Raw genomic sequence first — 18,162 nt, forward strand, 5'->3', positions numbered from 1 at the left:
TAATTGATGAGTTTAGATCTGCATAATGCGCTAATAGAACAGCTAAAACCCTTACTTATGGAACCTGATTTCCATGAGTTGTTTGAACAGCTCACTGCAGAAGAGTCTAATTCCACCCGCTTTCTGCTTAAGATGGAACTCAATAGGTTAGCCGCTAGCTGCACTCGAGTTATCGACCTACGCAACAAAACCGACCTTAACTGTGAAAGCTTTGAATTTGGCGCACAAACCCACTTTATTGACCCACCAGCAAAAGCCAGTTTCTTAGAAGCGCTAGCACTTTATAGAGAGCAATATACCCTTGGCGTTTACGAACAAGTCATCGCGGCCCATAAAGCGCGAATACTAAAAGCTCGCAGCAATACAAGCCCTAGTGACAATACAACAACGCCCTACATCGCTGAAGGTGTAGTACTGGGTAACTACTTTGCGCGCAGTGAAGAGCGCATGAACTACAGCATGAAAATTGAAGTATCTCAGGCGATGCAACGATACATGGGAATAACGGCAGATCTATCGGTTGGTGGCGCAAGAATACGCTTGCCTGCGAAACAAACCCTCAATGCCAAGCAGCCTATTAGAGTCAAACTGCTAGAACTAAGTGATGACTATTACCACCGAGATCTTCAACAAGGTGTCGAGTATGAAATTGTCGATATCGAGGGCAACAATGAGTACAACTGGCTGAGGTTAAAGCGAATTTCTGGCAGTGATGCTTTGGCTGAAATGTTAGCTAAGCTCATTAGAGGATTTAAGTACCGATACAAAGTTGATGTCAACGATGTGCTGGTCACCGCCAAAGGGTTAGGGTTTGAACGTCATTACCTACCACACCTGCCTCACCTTGCACTCTTTATTGAGCAAAAAGCTCAAACTGATTCAGAGCTCCAATACCGACCAACCCACCTTTTTTTAGGTCGCGACAATCAGGCAATTTCACAATATTTTAAAGATGAGTCGGGTGTCAGTCAGATCAATTCACTGCTCACACCATCACGCTTAAAAGCTATCATTGACTCTGATGAAAACAGTCCCCATAACCAGCTATTTTGCTTCACCTTTCAAGCAAAAGGCTGCAAGTTCTATTACTCGGCGACCTTGGCTGAGCTACAAGAGAAACAGCTACAAGCCCTGTTTTTGAGCTTTGGTGCAACTAAACCAAGTTGGCGTGTTTTCCATGTTGCCCGTCACGCAATCGATCATCAACAGTCTTACCGCGCGAGTATATTGCCTGGGGATGATGCGAGCTATAGTGCATTAACCGAGACACAACTAGCAGCATTTACTCATGTGATTCAATTGATAGATGTTACTAATGACGCAGTCAACGAGCAGTATCAAACTTGGAAGGCGTTTAATAACAGCAGTGCAAATGAACTAAAAGTTTTTGGACAGAGAAAGCTTAAAAAGCATGATTTAAAGCAAATATCGATGCAGTTTAGCGAACGTCGTAATGAGGCACGCTTTGCATTTAAAACCCCGGTTTTATTGACTCAAGGAGATCTCAGCACCACAGCATTGACTCAAGATATCTCCAGTAAAGGGATGCAGCTTACCACTGAATCCGCTGTGGAATTTAGCCCAACAGCTCCTATAGCGATTAGTTTTCCCAAATTACAAACCATTGCAGGAAAAACCTCCTTACAACATCTGCCCTACCGTCTTATACGTACAAGAAAGAACGGTGTGACCTTGCACCTTGCCGCGCAGATAGGACATACCCCGCATATTGGCGTTGAGTTTCTCAATCGCTTAATTGAGCACAATAAAGACAAATTCGACAAGCTCACTGAGAACAACCATGAGGTAAAAGAGCTTGCCGATGGTATGAAAAACATATTGATCCGAAAGCTAGTGTCCGTGCCTTTTTATCTAGAAAAAACATTGAAATCGGCTTACGTTTCAACCATCGGGGTAGGCAAAGAACAAAACCATATCGCCAATATCTTCGCCTCTAATACCAATAACTTATTGGAATACGATTTAGCGCCACTGTTTGAAGATGACAAGCTCAAACGCGATATTGTGACCCCGATCCGCACCATGAAGCCACAAAACGGCCTGTCTTTTTACGAAGTTTATCTGCAAATATCGCAGCACTCTCAGGGAAATATTAACCTTCGCTGTATCGCAGATTCAGATATTAAAGATACCTCTCACTTACAACAATTCATTGAACAAAGTAGACGCGTCGGCGAATTCATAGCACTGCGGGTTTATCGAGGCGCGGTAGGCAAGCCGGATCTGGACTATATTCGTAGAGAGCGAGAATATATAAAAATCCATGCCCAGCACAAAGGCAAAAAGCTAGAAGAGCAGCTGTGGCGAATTATCGGTGTGGGCGAGCTACTCGATGTGACTCGCGAGGTTTTATTGCGTTTTCCTGAGCTTAAAACTGAAGGTTAAATCTGGCTAAAACGATAAACGAAAAGGCAGCCCGAGTATTTACCGGCGCTGCCTTTTAAGTGCGTTTTAGCGATTAACTAATATAACTTTGTCCGGCATACACAACAAAATGGCGCAGTGCTAGCACCCCTAAGATGGTGCTACAAGAGACCGTGATTAAAAAGCCTTTAGTATGACGCCATGCCTTGGGCGCTAAGGTACTTGCCAGTACCGGCACCACTAGGCCTAAGCCAACCACACCAATCCAAAACACACTTGCCCATGCGCCGGTAGTAATCGCTGCCGTAGCTGCTTGCGCGGCTGGACCAGAGAAGTTTAGCCCGACGAATAACAACACTAAACAAAGTGCTTCATTAAACGCCACTGGGTACTCGATACGGTGCACTTGCTCAATGCAATCAGACTCTTTCTTACTAAAGAACAGTGTCGCAACCAGTATATTACCCGCAGAACCGACCGACATTGCCGATGCTAAAAACAGCGCCGGCAGGACTGCGGTATTTAGAATCGGATAACTAATCATCGCCGATAATAGGAAACCAGTGTAAACCCCAACACCCAAAGCTAGCGCAAAAATAAGTTTATTAAGGCTGCCCTCAAGTTGACGGCATACCTTTAATATTCCAGCAAGCCAAGGCGCATAGTGTAGTACTTGCTTTTCGAACACTAACGCAGCAAATACAAACACTAACGGAATATATACCAGTAAAGCGATTACCCCCCACGCCATAACCGAAGTTAAGTTATAGTTGAGTAAAATATGATAAAACTCAAAAGGTTTGGTTAAATCAAGTACTAGCAATGCCATCCCTAAGCAGATAGCCACCGGGCCAATCACTGCCGCCGCCTTGATAACGGGTAAACCTTCGGTGGGTAAACCACGGTTCTTTTTGTACCATTTAAGCCCTATCGCCACCAGCATTGAGCCTGCGGACAATCCCGCCATGAATAGGTAAACCGCGATGATCCAGTTCCAAACAACGGGATCGTATTGCTCCATTGAGCCCCATATATTGTTCATGCTTTGATCCCCCCTCGACGGCTTGGAATTCGGTACACTCTTGGTTCAGTACCAAGGTTCACCTTCTGTTGGTAGTTCTGTTTGGTGTCTAACACCTTACGCACTTCTGAGTTCAGATCGTTGGCATCACCGAAAGTGAGTGCATCAGTTGGGCAAACACTGACACAAGCAGGCTCTTCCCCTCGTGCTAGACGGCTCTCTTTACAAAAATCACATTTGTCTGGCACTCGCGTTTCAGGGTTAATAAAGCGCACTTTGTAAGGACACGCTGCAACACAGTAGAGACAGCCGACACACTTGCCTTCATTAATAGAAACGATGCCATCATCGTTGACATACGCTGCACCAGTAGGGCAAACCTTTACGCAAGGCGCATTTTCACACTGCTCACAAGAGACGCGATTGTACTTAAAATGTAAGTGGGGGAAGTTACCGTATGGCCCTTCAATTCGAACCTGTAACCGAGTCACTGACTCAGGTACATTATTTTCGCTGCGACAAGCCACGTTGCAGGCTTGGCAACCAATGCACTTGTTTTCATCGTGCACTAGAACATAACGTTTAGTCATAATGATCTCCGATTAAATCTTGGCAATTTTGACGCCGGTGGTATGCAGGTTCATGCCTGTCACCGGAGACGTAACGTGAGGAAGTAAGTTACCGCAATGCACACCTTTACCCGTTGCTCGCGCTAGCTCTTTGTTTTTAGAACCGCAGCCCATGTAGGCAAACACGGTGTCTGGACGTATACCAGGCGTAACCAAGGCATGTCCCTCTTCACTGCCTGTATCGTTGTAGATACGAATAGCATCACCGCTGGAGATACTCAGAAGTCCTGCTGTAATAGGGTGGATCCAAACTGCGTTATCAGACATAAGATTGGCAAGCATAGGTACATTTTGTGTAGCAGCATTGGTATGAACGGCCACCTTACCTTGAATGAAAAACAGCTCATCGGCTTGCTTCATATTCACTTCGCGGTAGCGGATCACGCCGCGTCCAGGCGCCATCTTTTCAACTTTATTTGAACTCAGTTCAATTTTACCTGACGGTGTTTTAAAGCTTAACTGGCTTGCATAAGTACCATCAGCGTCCAATGGCTTAGCATTTGGGTAACTCGCACTGAATGCTTTAACCATTGCGGGTTCACGCAGTAACAATGGCTTGCCGTAGCTAACCCAGCCGTCACTCTTGATCTTGTTTAGTAGCGCTGTATTTTTATCCACTTGAAACAGCTGCAGCGTTTCCATATTCTGCCAAGGGAAAAACTGACCTTGGCCTAACTGGTCGGCAAGTTCTTTCCAGATCAGCCAGCTTGGTTTGGTATTGCCTATAGTCTCAACCACTTTCTGACGCACGTAGTAAGCAGGGTTCTTGCCTGATTTATCAACAATCTCCTCATCACGTTCAAGGTAGGTCGACTCAGGCAGGAAAATATCTGCATAAGCAGCACTTTCACTAATGTAGATATCGCATGCGACTACAAAATCAAGCTTTTGCATGGTTTCAACGACTTTGGCTCTATCAGTCATAGTTTGCATAGGGTTGGTGCGGCTCATTACCCAGCTGTGTAGTTGATAAGGCTTAGCTTCGAGTGTTGAGTCTAAAATCGTTTGGTAGATCCCGCCTGATGACCACAATAGTGAGTATTGCTCGTCAACCATATCAATGCGCTTAGCATCAATTTTAGGCATATCTTTTACGCCAGGTTTTGCCAGTGTCGGTGCAACGCTCTCGCCAGCAAACTTATTGTACTTAGAGGCTTTTTTGCCGAAATACAATCCACCTTTACGTTCAATATTGCCCACCAGCACGTTGGCCGCATAAAGTGCTCGGCGCATTTCAAACTCTTCGGTAGTAAACGAGGAGCGGTGACCAAAATCAACTAATGCATGAGGAGCAGCAGCGGCATACTCGTGGGTAATGCGGCGAATATCTTCAGCGGGAACATCACTGATAGATTCAGCCCATTCGGGGGTATAGGCCTTAACTTCTTTGGCAAACTCGGCAAATCCTGAAACATATTCAGCGACAAAGGCTTTGTCGTACAGGTCATCTTCAATAAGTGTGTGACAAATGGCGAGTGCCACTGCGACATCAGTGCCGGGCTTAATGGCATACCACTCATCAGCTTTGTCAGCCACAATCGAAAAGCGTGGCTCAAATACCACCAGCTTGGCGCCCTTCTCCATTTGTGCATTCATCATGCCTCTGGTTTCAGACATATTGATGCCTTCATAGAGGTTATGCCCAAAGTTAATGATGTACTTAGAGTTACTCAGGTCGCGTTTTATTTTACCACCAAACATGGCTTTGGCCGCGACGACATAACCCGCTGGACAAGTTGATGCGTGGGTAAAGGTATTAGGGCTGCCAAAGGCTTTAGCAAGGTGAAAAAGGTGGCCAGACAGAGAACCCGATTTTGAAGAGAATGCTACTGATTCTGCGCCATGTTTTGCTTTAATCTGATTGAGGTTTTCAGCAATGGTTGCGTAGGCTTCATCCCACTCAATCTCTTGCCACTTACCTTCGCCACGTTCGCCAACACGCTTTAATGGTTTAACGATGCGTTGCTTATCATAAAGCTGGCTATGACCCGCTCCACCTCGAGCGCAAACGGCGCCACCATAGGATTTTGCGTTTACATTCCCCAGTATCGACACGTTCTTGCCGTTAACGACTCGGGCAGAGATTGGACAACGTGTGGAACACATTTCACAAATACTGGCGACAGACTCTGCGCTGCCCTTCAATGTGGATTGTCCAAAAGCGGCTAACGAGCCTGGCAAGCTTGCCAGTGCGCAGCCTGCTGTCGTTGCGCCAGCCCCTTTGATAAAGGTTCGCCGATCTAGTTTCATGATGATTCTCCCAGTAGACATTGGAACTCAGTGCTTGGCTGGGAACTTGCGACCTTTAGTTAGCGATTATGCTAAAAAATAGCTGCCGTCCCAAACTTTTCACCATTGTCTGCTAGGAATAATGAGCTGAATATTGTGGTAAACCACATATCGACATTTGCATATTACGCTTTGTGAGTCGTTTCACAGTTCAGTTTTTGTCCAGCATAAACCGGTAGAACTTGTCTATTGTGGTAAACCACATATCGATAGCCTGTCGATATGTGGAGGAAAAACTTCTCTTAAAAGCCTATAAATCTAACTAAGCGGTCGTGGATATATGCAAAGAGTTGCAAAAGCCTGCATATTTAACAGGCTTGTACAGGTGAGGAATTGAAAGCACAGCTTGGAACATAGCCAATAAACACATTAATCACACTTCTACACTACGCTCACTACCCCGCTTTTTTAAGCTAATTTTAGCAACGCAGCCTGCTTGACCATCATCACGATCATTAAGAGCAAAGGCACCATCGTGTTCATTGACCACCTCATTACAGATAGCTAAACCGAGCCCTAACCCCTCCTCTTTGGTGGTAAAGAATGTCGCCATCACAGAGTCGGCACTCTGGACTAAGCCACTACCGTTATCTATAACCAATACGTCCACTTGAAACTCTTTAAAAACAAGTTTAATGATTATCTCTCCATCATTGACTGATTGAGCCTCTGCAATGGCATCGATGCTATTTTTAGTCAGATTGATGAGTACCTGCAGTAAGCCAACCCTGTCAGCACTAATGAAGAAAGGCTCGCCTTTAATACGCTTAGTGATTTTGATGTCTCTGCGCTGTGACTCCAATTTTAACAAGGATATGCATTCATCAACTAAGCTAAGGATATTAACATCACTCATAACCGACTCTCGCCGTTTTAGTAGACTGCGGATCCGATGCACCACCTCTCCCGCTCGCGTCGACTGGCTGTGGATTTTTTGCAAAAGCTCAATAGTGGACGCAGCTTGAGGCGTTTTCTCGCCTTGCAATCGCATAATTCCCCCTTCGCTGTAACTGGTGATAGCAGCGATGGGCTGGTTAATTTCGTGAGCCAGTCCGGCGCCAATTTCACCAATAATCGATGCGCTCTGTAGTTTCTCAAGGGCGATAGCTTGCTGTTTAAGTTGGCGCTCAGTGGCGATTAACGATTCGCTTTTCTGGTGAAAACGGTACTCAATCCATAGGTGATAAATGGTCGCGACCAAAAATACAAATATAGCGAACATGCCCCAATGCCGATTATCTTTAAGCCAGTTCTCAACGCTCTCCCAACGACTTGCGTCATTTGCATGCACATGAAGTTCACCAAATAATTGAATAACCGCTAACTGACTTATCGGTGATGTCCAGCCCATGAGTTGCGCCTTAACAGCAGCAGGATGGCTGGCAGGCAATTCCATTAATGCTTGGGTTATCTGTTTAGTTAAGCTGATATCAACGCTCTCACTCGCGGCAAAAGACCAGTTTGGGTAGAGGTTGGTACTGCACTGACAATCAAAGCCATCAGGTCGGCTTGGATTAAGAATTCGATAGTCGGCAGCATTGATAAGCCCACGTGCAATCATATCTTCAAAAGTACATAGCGGCGTAATGGCCGCATCAACATTACCATCTCGAACTTGATACAACAGAGGATCTAACGGGAAACCAAGGAACTTGACCTCTTTAAAGTAATCTTCCGATTCCATTCCCAATTTGTGCATTAAGCCCACAGTTGCTTGATAGCCTCCGAGTGCATGGGGATCACTCGCTGCGACCACCTTGCCTTTTAGATCATAAAGAGTGCGGTAGTCGCTTTCCGCCTTAACGATAATCGCTGAGCCTATAGCTGATGTAGCACCATTATGGCGTGCTGAACGCATTGTCGCTAACCAAGACAACGGGTATTGATTTGATAAATAAAGATATTGGCCAGGATTAGTAATAATAAACTGGATCTGACCTAACTCCATGGCTAAGTTCAACGCTTCAAAGTTTCCCGGATACACATGAAACTTGGTGCCAGGTACTTGCTCATCAAGGTAATGCATCATGGGCTGCCAACGTTCAATGGCCTGTTGGTTGCCCCAGTTAGATAATACGCCGACATAGAGTGATTGGGGCTGTGCCCAAACACTGGATGTACAGCACAGTAGTATTAAACAGAATAAGATCCGATACACTCTATTAGCCCCGTATTAAACGCTGGTTCAAGTTTACGATAGTCTAATGTTGGCTCAACGTGATGGGTCTCATGCTTTGTAAAAATTATGTTCGCATTAAGTAAGGAACTGAGATATCTATCTAATAGATCCTAATTAAAGTGTTAGAGGTATACCCATGCAAGCGTTGATTGGTGGTCCTGTCTACCTTGTTGATGATGATGAAGCGATTGTTGATTCCATCACTTTTCTGATGGACGGGTTTGGCTATAAAATAATAAGTTTTAACTCAGGAAATGCATTTATGACAGCTATTGACCTCAGCCAGCCAGGCTGCGTGATCCTGGATGCTCGTATGCCTGGATTGAGTGGGCCACAAGTTCAACAACTGTTACAAGACGCCAGTAGTCCCTTATCAGTTATCTTTCTAACTGGCCACGGCGATGTCCCTATGGCCGTAGATGCCTTTAAGAATGGCGCTTTCGACTTTTTTCAAAAACCCGTTCAGGGCCAAGCATTATCGCAATCTATTTCAAAAGGGCTGCAAAACAGCGTTAATCAATATCGTCGCTTCACTGAGCAACAACTGATAGCAGGTTTATCAGAGCGAGAGTTGCAGATTTTTAAGCTCATAATCGCAGGTAATACCAATAAACAAATGTCGAGCTCACTTTGTGTAGCAATTAGAACCATTGAGGTACACAGATCAAAATTGATGGACAAACTCGGCGTCGCCAATTTAGCTGAACTGGTGCAGCTTGCCCCCTTGATAGAGACTGAAGATTAGCGATTTAACTGCCGATACCAATCGCGAACGGTTGGAAAATGATCTTGCACCGCATCTTTATGGGTTAACATTCCAGCATGGTCATAATCGTGCTTAAAACCATGTTTGCGGCATAATAATGTATAATCGACCTGTTGTATTTGGCACTCGCTAATCATCCGCTGTACGTCACTAGGATTACCTAGAACAGTATCACCCTGGCCTGCAATGAACCAAGATTTAGGCCACTTGGCGTGTTTAGCCGCTTGGCTGTAGTTAAAACCATCGTCATGATCGATCCAATGTCCGCGAACCCAATCAATACTTTGTAGCAATGAAGCCTGAGACTCGTTGTCCATCCCCACCTTTAATTTATCTGCCGGAAGGTAACCACGCTGCCAAGCGATAAAAGGCGCTAAGCGATTCCAAAACAGATCGACTTTTAACCACTTACTGAACGACTTAACTTCTATACGGCGCTTACTGCCAAAGGTCACCAGTGAAGCAACCGATTGCTGCAAAGTGTCATAGCGAGCGATAGCGCTGGCCATCAACACGCCACCCCATGAGTGACCGCACCAATGCACACTATCAGTTTTGGGATGCAAAGAAAGAATGTACTGTTGAATAAGCGGCAATTGCTCTCGAATAACCTCACCTTGCCCAGCGCTAAATCCTCGGCCAAGTTTCGGTGTGCTGTGTCCGCGCCCGAGCGTGTCCAATACATAGACAACAACCCCTGCATCAGCCAAATAGCAGCCTAGCCCTTTGCCTGATTCGCTGTAAAAAACGCGCCCATTGGACATAGCGCCATGCAGCATCAATAACGGAGGCTTACTCATATCGGGGTTAGCTGGCAGTATTTGCCTGACATGAAGGTGGCCGTGGTTATAGGGCACAAAGAGAGATTTTTGTTGGATTTTCACACTGTAACGCTCAATTTTTTTATCTAAGTTACTGAGTTAACCGCACAAAAACAAGAGTATTAGCTCTAAACAAATGGCTAGCATAGGTATCTTTAGCGGGATTCAAACAGTGAGAAGTAACAACCAACTATGTAAATCAGCTGGATAAGCTACTTTTAAAACAGCAATAAAAAGACCTACAAAAGTGAATTTATAGGTCTGTAAGTAGTGACTTTATTGAGGTTTATTTCAATTCAGCATAGTTAGTGTTAAAGCTTCGGCGTCTATTTAAGCTGAAACAGATAGGGCAACACTTTAAGGTTTAGCTTTTCAATATTAACCTCTGCAGCAGCAGCAAGTTTTGGTTTTGCATGGTAAGCAATACCAAAGTCAGCAATATTAATCATTGGGATATCATTAGCGCCGTCACCAATTGCGACGCGTTGACCCATTGCTATTGACCACTGCTGAGCGCAACTTTCAACAGTATCAGCTTTAAACTGCGCATCAACCACCTGACCTGAAACCGTACCGAGTAGCTTCCCATCAGCAATATCTAACTCATTAGCAAAAGCGGCATCTAAATCAAGTAACTGCTTAAGATGGTTAACAAAAGGGCTAAAACCACCTGAGGCCACGACGGTTCGCCATTGATACTGCTTTAACTCAGCAATCATTGCAGCCAAACCTGGCATTAAAGGCAGCTCGCTACATAAACGCTGAATAATATCAGCGTCAGCATCTTTAAGTTTTGCCACTCTTGCACGCAAGCTCTCTTCAAAATCAAGCTCCCCCTGCATGGCTTGCTCTGTCACTGCGGCGACTGCTGCACCAACCCCTGCCATCTCGGCAAGTTCATCGATACACTCGATCTCAATTGCAGTCGAGTCCATATCCATCACCAATAATCCGGGCTGATTAAGCACTGGAGCATCGGCTTTGATCTGAAACACCTCTACACTCGGTAAGGTCTGCAAAGTAGCTAGATCAAATGATTTTTCAGCGCAAACCTCTAAACAAGTCAACCCGGTCTTACGCGTAATCAGCGCAAGGCTTAACTCTGTCGTATTACAAAGCAGCCAATCCTCTATAGCAGCAAGACCGCTATTATCGGAAAACAGGATCCGAAAACGCAGTGCAGCGGATGGATACCGAGTCTCAATATGGCGAGAAAATCTTTGTTCCCCAGTGTGGTAAGACATGCTACTTTCACTGCTTAACCATTCAAAAACAGTAGATTGACTCAAATTTTCCATTAGTTATGCTTCTCCAACTACCGAGTACTGAGATAATCAATTATGATTAAGTGAGTACACTACAAATTAAGGATTTCAGTGTTTTATTTAAAAGGCCTAAAAAAGAGCCATCGAATAAGCAGGATATTACAGATCCTTATCGCTATTGCATTATTCATTGGTCTGGATCAGTTGTGGGAAACTAGCCTACTACAAGGGCAACAGCTTCTAAAGTCCCAAACCGAAAAGATGGCAAGATTATTAGTTGAGCAAACTGCCTATGGCGCAGCGCCTGCTCTGCAATTAGAAAATGATGAGCAGCTGCAATGGCTTGCCACCGCATTGGTACTTGACCCTAAAGTCATGTCAGCCAGTATTTTTAGTGAAGATGGTGTCAGATTATCATTCGCACAAAGTGTTACCCAAGAGGATTATGAAGCTGACTCTGAGGAGATGGCACAACTGCTTGCCCAATACCCTCCTTATGTTGAGGCTGTTTCGCAAGATGGGCAAAACTTGGGTTATGTAGAAGTTAGATTAGAGCCCAAATACTTTTTTAATGAAATTAAAGAAGCGCACCAGATCAATATGGAACAGCAGCAGATGATGCTGATCATTGCTGGGCTCATCGGCATGCTATTGTCACGCGCGTTATCGTTTAAACGCGCCGACTTTGACAGACGTAAAGCTAAGATAAAGTTCAGACAACTGCTCAGCAAACGAAATGCTAAACATCGACGTGAAGAGCTAGATAATCAAGCGGATGAAACTCTTTCTGTAGAAGAAAAAGCGGATAAACCATAAACCGCAAGAGTAATACAAGAAAAACAGCCACAAAAAAGCGGACAATCAATGTCCGCTTTTTAATGACCTATAAACCAGTGTTACTGGTTTACTGCAACAATGCTCATTAAAGAGTGATAGCTGCTTCTAGTGTCATTTCGATCATTTCGTTAAAGGTAGTTTGACGCTCGTCAGAAGAGGTCTTTTCACCAGTACGGATATGATCAGATACAGTACAAACACATAATGCTTTAGCACCGAACTCAGCAGCAACGCCGTAAAGGCCTGCAGCTTCCATTTCGACACCTAAGATGTTCATCTTTTCCATAACGTCAAACATTTCTGGATCTGGTGTGTAGAAAAGATCAGCAGAGAAAACGTTACCAACGCGGAACTTAGTACCTTTTTCTTCAGCAGCTTTAACCACAGCGCTAAGTAGGCTGTAGTCAGCAATTGCTGCGAAATCTTGGCCTTTAAAACGTAGACGGTTAACTTGTGAATCAGTACATGCACCCATACCGATTAATACGTCACGAACTTTAACGTCAGTGCTAACTGCACCACAAGTACCAACACGGATTAAGTTTTTAACACCGTAATCTTTGATCAATTCAGTTGCGTAGATTGAGCAAGAAGGAATGCCCATACCTGAACCCATAACAGAGATGCGAACACCTTTGTATGTACCAGTAAAACCAAGCATGTTACGCACGTCAGTAACTTGCTCAACGTTTTCTAGAAATGTTTCAGCAATGTATTTTGCACGTAGTGGATCGCCAGGAAATAGCACTGTATCGCCAAATGCACCGTCTACGGCATTAATGTGTGGTGTAGCCATCAGAAAACCCCTATTTATATTTTTAGACCGTCGTTAATACTTGAGTCTTTGTATGCTAGCGGTCCAAAGTGAACCGCCAAATTTAAAAATTGTTTCGGTTTAACTAGCGAACAAACGACTCGCCATATTCCATAGGCTCAAGCTTAAAGTAGCTCGCTATAGATTGGCCCATATCAGCAAAGCTGTTACGTAGACCTAATGATCCAGGTTCGAGCCCTGCACCATATACTAAAACCGGTACGCGTTCACGAGTATGATCGCTGCCAGGCCAAGTTGGGTCACAACCATGGTCTGCAGTAAGCAGTAAGAAGTCATCTTCGCCTAACAGAGCTAATATCTCTGGTAAGCGAGCATCGAAATACTCTAGGCTGCGAGCATAGCCTGCAACATCACGGCGATGGCCGTAGTGAGAGTCAAAATCAACAAAGTTAGTGAATACAATCGTATTGTCACCCGCTTGTTTAACTTGCTCTAGCGTGGCATCAAACAATGCTTCAAGCCCAGTTGCTTTTACTTTTTGAGTAATACCGCAATGTGCATAGATGTCAGCAATCTTGCCCACACTAACCACTTCACCACCGGCAGCTTTAAGCTTATCGAGTACTGTTGGCGCTGGTGGCTCAACCGCATAGTCACGACGATTACCAGTACGCTCAAAGTTACTTGCATCAGTACCAACAAATGGACGAGCAATAACACGGCCAATGTTGTAATCAGCTAGCTCTTCGCGAGCGATAATGCAAAGCTCATATAATTTTTCAAGTCCAAAGCTCTCTTCATGACAAGCAATCTGGAACACTGAATCGGCAGAGGTATAGAAAATAGGCTTACCAGTGCGCATATGCTCTTCACCAAGTTCTTCTAGGATCACAGTTCCTGAAGAGTGGCAGTTACCGAGAAATTCAGTTAAACCTGCACGAGCAAGTATCTTATCTGTAAGTTCCTGCGGGAAAGAGTTAGTCAGATCGCTAAAGTAGCCCCATTCATATAAAACAGGTACACCCGCCATTTCCCAATGTCCACTCGGCGTGTCTTTACCTGAGCTTAATTCATCGGCATGACCGTAAGCGCCGATAATCTCGACATCATCGCCAAAACCAGCAGGGAATTCACCTGTGCTCTCTTTAGATGCGTGCCCTAAACCCAAGCGTGCTAGGTTTGGTAATTTTAATGGCCCTTCACGGCCGTCATTTGCTTTACCTTCGGCACATGCTTTTGCGATGTGTCCAAAAGTGTCTGACCCAACATCGCCAAAGGCTTCTGCATCATGTGCAGCCCCTACGCCGAATGAATCTAGCATCATGATTATAGTACGTTTCATAAACTGTGCTCCGTTACAGATCTGACTCGCGGATATAGCGATATATCTCAGGAGTTTTCTCTGGTTTGGTATCGCCAATGTGAATCGCTTTTTTCACTGCAGCTTCAGCTTCAGCAAAGGCACCTTCAGATTGAGCGTGTATAAATGCAATAGGCTTATCGGCACTGATTTCATCGCCAAGGGCGCAAACTTTAGTCAGTCCAACACTGTAATCTAGAGTGTCACCAGGTTTACGACGTCCGCCACCTAAGGTAACAACTGCAAGACCCAATTCACGGGTATCCATTGCAGTTGCAAAACCGGTTTGGTCAGCATAAACAGGACGAATGATTTGTGAATCAGGTAGGTATTTACTGTAGTTTTCTACGAAATCAGTCGGTCCACCAAGACCTGATACCATGCGGCCAAATATCTCAGCAGCTTTACCGTTATCGAGTACTTCATTTAGCTTGGCACGTGCCTGCGCTTCATTGCTTGCAATACCACCAAGGGTAAGCATTTCTGCGCAAAGTCCCATAGTCACTTCGTAAAGACGTGGATTACGGTAAGCACCGGTCATGAAGTCGACAGCTTCTTTAACCTCAACAGCATTACCTGCACATGAAGCCAAAACTTGGTTCATGTCAGTTAATAGAGCAGTTGTTTTAGTACCAGCACCATTGGCAACAGCTGTAATACTGCGGGCAAGCTCTTCAGATGCTTCGTAGGTTGGCATAAAGGCGCCAGTACCCACTTTGACATCCATTGCGAGGGCATCAAGGCCTGCGGCAAGCTTTTTAGAAAGAATAGAAGCAGTAATAAGTGAGATAGACTCTACTGTCGCGGTATTATCGCGAATAGAGTAAAAGCGCTTATCAGCAGGAACAAGATCACCCGTCTGACCAATAATGGCTACGCCTGCCTCTTTAACGACTTTGCGAAACAGTGCACTGTCAGGCTCAGTATTGTAACCAGGGATTGCATCAAACTTATCGAGTGTGCCGCCAGTATGACCAAGGCCGCGACCTGAAATCATCGGTACATAACCACCACAAGCTGCAGCCATTGGGCCTAACATCAAACTAATGACATCCCCCACACCACCGGTTGAGTGCTTATCGATAATTGGACCGTTAAGGTCAAGAGATTTCCAGTCGAGAACCGTACCAGAATCACGCATGGATGTGGTAAGCGCGATACGCTCATCCATATTCATGTCGTTGAAGTAAACAGCCATACCCAGTGCAGCGATCTGCCCTTCGGACACAGTGTTATTGGTGATGCCGTTAACGAAGAATTGGATCTCTTCAGTTGAAAGGACTTCAGCATTACGTTTTTTACGAATAATTTCTTGAGCTAAAAACATGTACTACCTCCAAGAATGTAACTAAGTTTCCACTTAAGGTAACTTTCAGTTAGCAATCTGCTAAAGGGGAACCAAAAGCCGTAATATAGTTACATCATAACGGACTTTTGGTACACCTAATTAGATTTAGATCACACTTAACAACAAGCTAAATCAGTAAAGACTAGTAACCTTGTGGTCCTTTAGGTGCGTCACCTAACTCCAATGTATGCAGTAAGTTTGTTAGCAGGCTAGAAGCGCCAAAACGGAATGTAGCGGGAGTCGCCCAGTCATCACCTAGAAGACGTGCTGCAACACCTAAAAATTCTGCCGCTGCTGCAGCATCTTTTACGCCACCGGCAGGCTTAAAGCCAACCTTAGTGTTCTTTTCGCTAATCACTGTCATCATGATCTCAGCGGCTTCAAGTGTTGCGTTTACTGCAACTTTACCGGTAGAGGTCTTAATGAAGTCAGCACCCGCATCGATTGATAGCTCAGATGCTTTACGGATAAGCGCTGGATCTGCAAGCACACCTGATTCGATGATAACTTTCAAAATGGCTTCATCGCCACAGGCTTCTTTACAGGCTTTAACTAGCTCAAAACCGACAGTTTCGTTACCCGCCATTAACGCGCGGTACGGGAAAACAACATCAACTTCATCAGCGCCGTAAGCAACAGCTGCACGAGTTTCAAGTACTGCAATGGCAATATCATCATTACCGTGTGGGAAGTTAGTCACTGTTGCGATTTTGATATCATCGCCGCCAATCTCATTTAGCGTTTTACGTGCAATAGGAATAAAGCGAGGGTAGATACAAATAGCAGCAGTGTCGCCAGCTGGCGTCTTAGCTTTATGACATAAATCGATAACCTTCTGATCAGTATCGTCGTCATTTAGCGTAGTAAGATCCATCAAATTAATGGCTTGTTGTGCTGCTTTTTTTAAGTCGCTCATAATAGCTCTCCGAGACATATTCAAATAGTAAAATTTTAATAGAAAATTGTCGTATGGCTGCGCTTAGAAGTGGCTGATTTTTTTGATTATTTTTATGGGCCGGGCCTTCGAGCATTGCCGAACCTTAGTCATGAGAATTGAACATCAATAATCATGCTAAGGCAATATTCAGGTATCCAACATTGCAACGTCTTTGCATTGCAATAATCTTGACACTAGTGTCACGACTTGAATCCATGAAGACCGGGAAGGGAGATAGATACTGCTTATGTCTGCCTTTCCGCGAAAAGTCCCTTTTAGCGCGTAATAAATCTTATATCACTTTCAATTAATACTTACCTAAACAAGCTAATTAAATATAGTTCATGCTTAAGTAAAAATTAATTTGTTTGCGTTACCAAATGAGTAAAAATTGAAATAAAAATTAAAGGTTCAACATCAATATACTTAGAAGATAGTCAGAGCCGCGATATATCGCGGCTCTGCAGATACTTAACTGTTCTTTAAGCGTTGCTTAGAACTTGTAAGTAGCAGTGAAGTAATGTGCGAAACCTGTAGTTTCTAGACCAACTAGACCTGCACCGTCTTCAAGAAGGTAAACATCTTGGTATGCTTTTAAGCCGTAACCAAGTGCGTAGTTCTCTGAATGCCAGTGTAGACCTAAGTATGCAGCACCACCACTAGTAGTTTGTGGTACGAATTCGTTGCCGTATTTTTCATCAGCGCCGAACTGGTAGTCAACATAACCTTGGAAAGAGATGAAAGAGCCATTGTCAAAGTTAACAAAAGGCTTAAACCAGTTCATAGAGAATTGGTAACCGTTCCACTCTTTAATGTTCATGTCGTAGAAACCGTATAGGTTCATGCCAGTTTTACCTAACCATGGAACCATAACGTCAGCACCAATACCAATTGAAGCATTGTTTACGTCATTTGTCTCATTACCAAACTGGTCAGTACCACGGATAGCTCCGCCGCCCCAGTTAAATAGCGTTGAAATGTAAACTTCTTGGATTGGACCAGCAGAAAGATCCCAACCAGTCATCGCATCGATAGAGAAACGTGGAGCAAACTTCATGAACATCTTGCTTGCGCCGTTATTCTTGTCACCGTAATCGCGGTTTGTAATATTGAATACATCAACATAACCGTATAGATCTACGATGCCAGCGCGGCCGCCAAATTCCATCTCTAGGTAGTCATGACCGTTATCTGTAGAACCGTCACGTGGAAGTTCATTTACTGCGTACATTGCGTTGAACTGCATCCAGCTGTAATCACCAGCACGAAGGTCTGTGCGATCTGCTGCGAAAGTTGGTGCTGCCATTGTAGCTGTAGCTGCTAGTGCTGTAGCTAGTGCGATAGTTTTAACGTTTTTCATCATCAACCCCATTTATTTATGGTTTGCTGCTCGACTTTATGAAGAGTCAGCGTTTCTTTTTTATGGCGCGCATTCTACTTAATTTATGTCAAACTTCAACACTATTTACGTAAAAATGCGAACACTAAGTTTTAACATTAGAACAAAGTCATGATTTATCGACAGATTATTCTGTCTTACCATTGTTATT

General features: G+C 44.4%; 14 protein-coding genes. 3 read left to right on the forward strand and 11 right to left on the reverse strand.

Annotation, left to right across the window (positions count from 1 at the left end; all coding sequences use genetic code 11):
• Positions 1–6: 6 nt before the first annotated feature.
• Positions 7–2,406, forward strand: a complete 2,400-nt coding sequence (locus tag AB4135_RS03640) for a PilZ domain-containing protein (protein WP_371990400.1) — start codon at positions 7–9, stop codon at positions 2,404–2,406.
• Between the two features lie 73 nt (positions 2,407–2,479).
• Here AB4135_RS03640 and nrfD read toward each other — a convergent pair whose 3' ends face one another.
• From nrfD to AB4135_RS03660, 4 genes are all read right to left on the reverse strand, one after another.
• Positions 2,480–3,427: an NrfD/PsrC family molybdoenzyme membrane anchor subunit gene (gene nrfD / locus AB4135_RS03645; protein WP_371990402.1), complete on the reverse strand. Its 948-nt coding sequence runs from the start codon at positions 3,425–3,427 to the stop codon at positions 2,480–2,482.
• Positions 3,424–3,996, reverse strand: coding sequence for a 4Fe-4S dicluster domain-containing protein (locus AB4135_RS03650; protein ID WP_220735932.1), 573 nt, complete (start codon positions 3,994–3,996; stop codon positions 3,424–3,426). The genes nrfD and AB4135_RS03650 overlap by 4 nt, the downstream gene beginning before the upstream one ends.
• A gap of 12 nt (positions 3,997–4,008) precedes the next feature.
• The gene (gene phsA, locus AB4135_RS03655) at positions 4,009–6,285 is read right to left on the reverse strand and encodes a thiosulfate reductase PhsA (protein ID WP_371990404.1); all 2,277 of its coding nucleotides are present in this window, start codon (positions 6,283–6,285) and stop codon (positions 4,009–4,011) included.
• A gap of 412 nt (positions 6,286–6,697) precedes the next feature.
• Positions 6,698–8,482: a PhnD/SsuA/transferrin family substrate-binding protein gene (locus AB4135_RS03660; RefSeq protein WP_371990406.1), complete on the reverse strand. Its 1,785-nt coding sequence runs from the start codon at positions 8,480–8,482 to the stop codon at positions 6,698–6,700.
• Positions 8,483–8,639: 157 nt separating this feature from the next.
• Here AB4135_RS03660 and AB4135_RS03665 point away from each other — a divergent pair, with 157 nt between their 5' ends.
• Complete coding sequence (locus tag AB4135_RS03665; RefSeq protein WP_371990408.1) at positions 8,640–9,248, forward strand: response regulator transcription factor; 609 nt, start codon at positions 8,640–8,642, stop codon at positions 9,246–9,248.
• On the opposite strand, the gene AB4135_RS03670 is transcribed toward AB4135_RS03665, so the two are convergent.
• On the reverse strand, positions 9,245–10,153 hold the full coding sequence (locus AB4135_RS03670) for an alpha/beta fold hydrolase (RefSeq protein ID WP_371990410.1): 909 nt from the start codon (positions 10,151–10,153) through the stop codon (positions 9,245–9,247). The two genes, AB4135_RS03665 and AB4135_RS03670, sit on opposite strands and share 4 nt — an antisense overlap.
• Positions 10,154–10,416: 263 nt before the next feature.
• The gene (gene serB / locus AB4135_RS03675) at positions 10,417–11,388 is read right to left on the reverse strand and encodes a phosphoserine phosphatase SerB (RefSeq protein WP_371990412.1); all 972 of its coding nucleotides are present in this window, start codon (positions 11,386–11,388) and stop codon (positions 10,417–10,419) included.
• 78 nt (positions 11,389–11,466) lie between these two features.
• Between serB and AB4135_RS03680 the strand changes: the two genes are divergently transcribed.
• Positions 11,467–12,171 carry a YtjB family periplasmic protein gene (locus AB4135_RS03680; protein ID WP_371990414.1) on the forward strand — a complete coding sequence of 235 codons (705 nt, stop codon included), beginning with the start codon at positions 11,467–11,469 and terminating at the stop codon, positions 12,169–12,171.
• Positions 12,172–12,277: 106 nt separating this feature from the next.
• Here the strand turns inward: AB4135_RS03680 and deoD are convergent, their stop codons facing one another.
• The 5 genes from deoD to AB4135_RS03705 form a co-directional block, all read right to left on the reverse strand.
• A complete protein-coding gene (gene deoD / locus AB4135_RS03685; protein ID WP_020911404.1) occupies positions 12,278–12,988 on the reverse strand; it encodes a purine-nucleoside phosphorylase in 711 nt (236 codons plus the stop codon).
• Between the two features lie 103 nt (positions 12,989–13,091).
• Positions 13,092–14,309, reverse strand: a complete 1,218-nt coding sequence (locus tag AB4135_RS03690; protein WP_371990416.1) for a phosphopentomutase — start codon at positions 14,307–14,309, stop codon at positions 13,092–13,094.
• Positions 14,310–14,322: 13 nt separating this feature from the next.
• A complete protein-coding gene (gene deoA, locus AB4135_RS03695; RefSeq protein WP_371990418.1) occupies positions 14,323–15,654 on the reverse strand; it encodes a thymidine phosphorylase in 1,332 nt (443 codons plus the stop codon).
• 163 nt (positions 15,655–15,817) lie between these two features.
• Complete coding sequence (deoC, locus tag AB4135_RS03700; protein WP_020911401.1) at positions 15,818–16,591, reverse strand: deoxyribose-phosphate aldolase; 774 nt, start codon at positions 16,589–16,591, stop codon at positions 15,818–15,820.
• Between the two features lie 514 nt (positions 16,592–17,105).
• Entirely contained in the window at positions 17,106–17,972 is an 867-nt protein-coding gene (locus AB4135_RS03705; protein ID WP_371990420.1) for an outer membrane protein OmpK, read from the reverse strand.
• Positions 17,973–18,162: the final 190 nt, after the last annotated feature.

The organism is Shewanella sp. 10N.286.54.B9 (genome assembly GCF_041468565.1).
Taxonomy (GTDB): domain Bacteria; phylum Pseudomonadota; class Gammaproteobacteria; order Enterobacterales; family Shewanellaceae; genus Shewanella.

What these genes read in the sequence shown, in the direction of transcription:
- AB4135_RS03640 (WP_371990400.1), top strand. Translation starts at nt 7, where the DNA reads ATGAGTTTAGATCTGCATAATGCGCTAATAGAACAGCTAAAACCCTTA.
- nrfD (WP_371990402.1), bottom strand. Translation starts at nt 3,427, where the DNA reads ATGAACAATATATGGGGCTCAATGGAGCAATACGATCCCGTTGTTTGG.
- AB4135_RS03650 (WP_220735932.1), bottom strand. Translation starts at nt 3,996, where the DNA reads ATGACTAAACGTTATGTTCTAGTGCACGATGAAAACAAGTGCATTGGT.
- phsA (WP_371990404.1), bottom strand. Translation starts at nt 6,285, where the DNA reads ATGAAACTAGATCGGCGAACCTTTATCAAAGGGGCTGGCGCAACGACA.
- AB4135_RS03665 (WP_371990408.1), top strand. Translation starts at nt 8,640, where the DNA reads ATGCAAGCGTTGATTGGTGGTCCTGTCTACCTTGTTGATGATGATGAA.
- serB (WP_371990412.1), bottom strand. Translation starts at nt 11,388, where the DNA reads ATGGAAAATTTGAGTCAATCTACTGTTTTTGAATGGTTAAGCAGTGAA.
- deoD (WP_020911404.1), bottom strand. Translation starts at nt 12,988, where the DNA reads ATGGCTACACCACACATTAATGCCGTAGACGGTGCATTTGGCGATACA.
- AB4135_RS03690 (WP_371990416.1), bottom strand. Translation starts at nt 14,309, where the DNA reads ATGAAACGTACTATAATCATGATGCTAGATTCATTCGGCGTAGGGGCT.
- deoA (WP_371990418.1), bottom strand. Translation starts at nt 15,654, where the DNA reads ATGTTTTTAGCTCAAGAAATTATTCGTAAAAAACGTAATGCTGAAGTC.
- deoC (WP_020911401.1), bottom strand. Translation starts at nt 16,591, where the DNA reads ATGAGCGACTTAAAAAAAGCAGCACAACAAGCCATTAATTTGATGGAT.
- AB4135_RS03705 (WP_371990420.1), bottom strand. Translation starts at nt 17,972, where the DNA reads ATGAAAAACGTTAAAACTATCGCACTAGCTACAGCACTAGCAGCTACA.